Raw genomic sequence first — 5,419 nt, 5'->3', positions numbered from 1 at the left:
GAAATGGCCACCGGCAAACAACCTTTTCATCGCAAGACGGCGGTAGATACTTTATCCACAATTATAAATGAAGAGCCGAAATCGGTGAGTTCGTTAAATCCACAGGTACCGCAACCGATTCAATCGATCATTCAACGTTGCATGGCAAAGAATCGGGAAGATCGTTATGCATCTACTCAGGATCTTGCAAAGGACCTTCAAGATGTTCGTAATCATATTTCCGTTGCAGCAAAACCTCAAGAACAGCGCGGAATAAAAAGACCCGCACTCTTGATTGCCGGCATTGTTGTCGGACTTGCACTTGTCGTAGTAATAACAGTAAACGTGAGCAGGCGCTTTTCACATGAATCAGACACTGTGCAGATTGAATCACTGGCAGTATTACCTCTTCAAAACCTGTCAGGAGACCTGGATCAAGAATACTTTTCTGATGGAATGACGGAAGCTTTAATTACTGAACTGGCGAAGATTCGTTCGCTGAAGGTGATTTCACGGACTTCCATCATGCAATACAAAAAGAGTAAAAAAGCTTTGCCGGAAGTTGCGAAAGAGCTCGACGTGGATGCCATTGTTGCCGGATCCGTTCTTCGAGCCGGAGAAAAAGTGAGAATCACGGCTCAGTTGATCAGTGGTTCAACCGATCAACATTTGTGGGCTGAGAGTTATGAAGGCAACCTGGGTGACGTTCTGACTCTCCAAAGTGAAGTCGCAAGAGTGATTGCCGAACAAATTCGAATTCAGCTCACACCACAAGAAAAAGCACTCCTCGCAAGCGCTAAGAAAGTAAATCCGGAAGCCAATGAAGCTTATTTGAGAGGTTTATACTATTTCAACGAAGGGATCAATTCGGTAGACGAATATGAAGTGTTGTTAAACAGAAGCTTCAATTATTTTCAGGAGGCGATCAGGATCGAACCTGATTATGCTCCCGCTTACGCAGCATTGGCACGCGCATATCACTGGTTGGCGAGCTTCGGTCTCCCGGAATTTTATCCGAAAGCTAAGGAGGCAGCCTTAAAAGCATTGGAGCTTGATGAAACAAATGGCACTGCGCACGGCGCTCTCGCATTTACACTTCACAACTTTGACTGGGACTGGGTTGGCGCGGAACGGCATTACAAGCGGGCCCTCGAGCTCGGCCTGAGCTCCGTTCATGGATACGCTTTGTATCTGTCTGCTGCAGGACGTCACGAAGAAGCAATCGCGAAAATCAAACGCGCTGAGGAATTGGATCCTTTAAACCTCTCGCTAAAACTGAATGTCGGTGCCATCTATTTGGACGCGCGACAGTACGATCGGGCTATCGAACAATTCATGAAAATTCGTAAAAAGTATCCAGAGTTTATTTGGGTAGAATACGATCTTGGCTTCGCTTACCTTTCAAAGAAAATGTGTCCTGAAGCTATTGCCAGTTTCAAAAAAGTTTTGGCAGCTTTAAAAGATGAACCGGCAATTCAAGCTTCATTGCCATTGTCGTACGCATCCTGTGGCATGAAAATGGAAGCAATCAACATGATAGAGAAGTTAAAGGATTCGCCCAATCCCGATCAGGTTACTTTTGCGGCCGTATACACCGTTCTGGGAGATAAGGACAAAGCATTCTTCTGGTTGGAAAGAGCTCTCGAACACAAGGCTCCTGACATTTTGAATATCAACTCCTCACCCCTATTTGATAGTCTTCATTCTGATCCCAGATTCCGACGACTGTTGCAGCGCATCGGATTTCCGCAATGAGACAGATGATCAGCCGCTTATCAGTCGTGCCGTGAATTCACAAAGGGTTGAAAGCCCGGATTTTGTTTGCATTCTGTTTGCATTTTTGCACCCAAATTGGTTGATTTTGGTTGATTTTGGATACTTGGATCTCGTCGTCTCGACGATGTTGTAGCGATCTGTCACGTCGGAGGTCGCGGGTTCGAGTCCCGTCGGCCCCGCTTACCAGTGGGCTGATTCAACGGCAATCTGGAGACTCAGGACCTGGATCGCGGCGGTATCGGTGTGCAAAGCGACCTCGTGGTTGTTGCCGGCAACGTGATCCATGACAATGGAAACATTAACGACACGACCGGGCCGAGGATTGCCGGCGAGATATTCGACTGCAATAATGTCGTTGTTGAGCGGCGCTCGATGAATCCTGACAGTCGTTTGCTGATTATTGAAATGGTGCTTCCGGAAGGGAATACTCCACATCCAGGCAAGATCCTGGATATGATGATGCTGGTTGGACCAGGAGGGCAAGAGCGAACGGACCAGGAATACGGCGCACTTCTCGCCAAGGCGGGTCTGCGCCTCACACGCGTTGTCCCTACAGAATCAGCCGTGAGCGTTGTGGAAGCGAAACTTGAATAAGTCTACTCGAAATTTTCCACTAGCATCAAATCATCAATGGAAGAGTCGACTCGCGCAAAAAGAATTGTTTTGCCGTCAGGAGATGCCGTTAATCCCGTTGCAGCTTTACCAAGATTTTGCGCAATTGTTGTGCTGTTGCCGCTCGCTAAATCCAGGAACTGAAGCCGTGTTTCGCTTTCCTGTTGATCGATGTAGTAGATTCCATTTTTCACTAAACAGTAGTTGTACCAGATGATTCCATCCAGAACCTTGATCGGCCGGCCTCCGGTTGTTGGCAACCGAAACAGTGGCGCAACAACCGAAACGGCATGATAGTACAGATTCTTGCCATCCGCTGATTCCATAGCGCCGCGTCCTTGATTTGGTGTGACCTGGATTGCATCTCCGCCGTTTGCCGGCATTTTCCAAATGCGAAAATCACCGGATCGCATCGAGGCGAAGTAAATCCACTTTCCGTCATGTGAGAACACCGGTTGGATATCGATGCTCGGATGCGAAGTGAGACGCCGGGGCTTGCCGCCCGCAGCAGGAATTACATAGATGTCCCATTCACCTTCCAGAGCAGAAGAGAACGCGATCATTTGACCATCCGGAGACCAATGAGGCCACGTTGTATCTGGAATACCAAGGGATGTGAGTTGAACGGCATTCGAGCCATCCGGATCGGAAATCCAAATCTCCGCTTCTCCTGATCGAAATGAGATGAATGCTACGTGGTTGCCATCTGGCGAAAACTGACAATGGAATTCCTCTTTCGTTGATGAGATTGCTGCAACCGGTGCAGACGTAGATGGCGCGCCTAAAGTTGAAGTTTCAACACGCCAGATATTCGTATCGGAAAATCTGCGTACGTAAACCAAACGTGGCGGCTTTCCGGACTCAGTGCGTGAAATGGTAGGCATCATTCCGTCTTCTCCTACAAACGGAATTTGCGTCGCCGACTTTTCGCCGGAGATGGGTAGTCTCCAAAGATTGCCTTTTGCTGCAAAAATAATTTCTTCGCCATCAGGCATCCACGCCGGATCATTTGCGCGTTGCTCAGCGTGAGTAAGGCGCCTTGGTTCGCCGGATGACCTCATATCTTTTCCCAGTGCCAGGAGTTGAAGCTCGCCTGAGCTCCATGAGATTCGTCGAAGGAACACAAGAGAGCGACCATCAGGCGAAACCGCCGGACTTGTATCTGCAAGCACAGGAGATTGTGGATTCGTTAATCGCTTTTTCTCACCAGTTTCAATCGAAATCACGAACAAAGCATCCGGACGTCCCTCACCTTGTGAATCGGTTACAATCACAGCCTTGCTCTCTGGCGTCCATGCGAGATAAGTCGAATTGCGATCGAAATCCTGAGAAGTGATGTCACTCAATTTACGTTCGGGACCACCAAGAGGCGCTATGAGTCTTAGTTCTCGATTTCGGGCTCCGGTCGTTGCGCTTGGTTCGCTTCGCAAGAACGCGATCCATCGGCCATCGGGCGACCAGACCGGATTATAGTCGTAGCGAAGATCGGTTGTTAACCGCAATGGAGATCCCTGTCCGATCATCTGGACGTAGATGTCTTGATTGTCCTGCTTCGATCCTGTCCATGCGAAAACGACTTGCTTGCCATCCGGAGAAAGCGATGGATATTGTTCGACACCCGGTAGCGTTGTGATCGCTTGCACTCGGAGCGGCCCGACAGCAGTTTCTTTTTTCCAAGGTTGCCATAAGAGAAATGCAAACAGTGCCGCTATCATCAAAATCACCGGGACGAATTTTCTTGAAGACAAACGCTTACGTGGTTCCTGTATTTGTTCGCGCGCATCTTCAAGAGCCAATTTTAGATCCGCCATCGTTTGAAATCGCCGTGCAGGATCTTTTCGCAAACAGCGCAGGATCACCATTGCGAGTTCTGGCGGCACTTTGGGTGGCAATGCTTTCGGTTCTTGATTCAGTGTTGCTGCCAGTATTTCCACAACGGAGTTTCCCTGGAATGCTCGTTGTCCGCTTATCATTTCGTAAAGCACTGCGCCAAAAGAAAAGATGTCAGTGCGCCCATCCACGTTTTTGCCAGTTGCTTGTTCTGGTGACATGTAATGCGCAGTGCCAAGCACGATCCCTGTTTCTGTGTGAACTGCGGAGATCGTTTGCAGATTGGTATCGACCGTTTGCGACGCTTCCGGTTCCGTCAACTTCGCGAGTCCGAAATCAAGTACTTTGACATAACCATCGCGACGCACCATGATGTTTTCCGGTTTGATGTCGCGATGCACAATTCCCGCCTCATGCGCGGCCGCCAAAGCTGATACAACTTGTGTTGCAATGTTCAGTGAGTCCTTGATTTCAATTTTGCCTGTTCGTTTCAGCAATGCGCGCAGAGTTTCGCCATCAATGAATTCAGTCGCAATAAAGTGATGACCGTCCGATTCTCCCACTTCGTGAATCGTCACGATGTTCGGATGATTCAAGGCGGATGCTGATTTTGCTTCCTGTTTGAATCGACGCAGACGCTCTTGATCGTGAGTGTGTTTCTCCGGAAGCAGCTTTAACGCAACGCGACGCCCGAGTATTGTATCCTCGGCCAGGTAAACTTCACCCATGCCGCCGGCGCCAAGACTTTGTAGGATGCGGTAATGAGAAATTGCGAGCACAAAAACATCATATTACGTTTTTGTTTCCTTCAGTATGTTTTCGATTCTGCGATCAGGAATCAGCCAGATGAGGGCAACCAGTACATAAAGACTGAGATTTTGCGCAAGGTTATGACTCCACCGCTCAATAGCAGGATAAAAGAAATGCGACTGTGCCTCATTGTGACTCTATTGTTGTTTTGCCTTATGCTACCTATGCAAGCCGAGGACTGTAACACTAATTGTCATGATCAGTGTCGTGTGAGAACGGACTTTCCACCGGTTGCGAATTGTGACGCCCATTTTGTTTGGTTTCCGTGACCGGCAAGATCACGCGACCCCCAGCCAGTTTGTTATTTCCAAACTAACAAAATGCAAACGAAAATTAGGCTGTGTTTTGGATATTTGCCGAGAAGAATAAGTGAGCCGTGCTGGACTCGAACCAGCGACCCTCTGCTTAAAAG

The 5,419-nt window shown here is 48.5% G+C and carries 3 protein-coding genes; 2 read left to right on the top strand and 1 reads right to left on the bottom strand.

The window, feature by feature from the left end; genetic code table 11:
• Together L0156_08420 and L0156_08415 are read left to right on the top strand one after the other, a co-directional pair.
• Positions 1-1,734, top strand: a 1,734-nt coding sequence (locus L0156_08420; GenBank protein ID MCI0603026.1) for a hypothetical protein, incomplete at its 5' end; no start/stop codon positions are given.
• A gap of 264 nt (positions 1,735-1,998) precedes the next feature.
• Positions 1,999-2,349: a hypothetical protein gene (locus L0156_08415; GenBank protein MCI0603025.1), complete on the top strand. Its 351-nt coding sequence runs from the start codon at positions 1,999-2,001 to the stop codon at positions 2,347-2,349.
• A gap of 2 nt (positions 2,350-2,351) precedes the next feature.
• On the opposite strand, the gene L0156_08410 is transcribed toward L0156_08415, so the two are convergent.
• On the bottom strand, positions 2,352-4,976 hold the full coding sequence (locus L0156_08410) for a serine/threonine-protein kinase (protein MCI0603024.1): 2,625 nt from the start codon (positions 4,974-4,976) through the stop codon (positions 2,352-2,354).
• Positions 4,977-5,419: the final 443 nt, after the last annotated feature.

It is taken from the genome of bacterium (assembly GCA_022616075.1).
GTDB lineage: Bacteria > Acidobacteriota > HRBIN11 > JAKEFK01 > JAKEFK01 > JAKEFK01.
The sequence above is the reverse complement of the archived record's forward strand: the minus strand, read 5'-3'. Positions and strand labels throughout refer to the sequence as shown.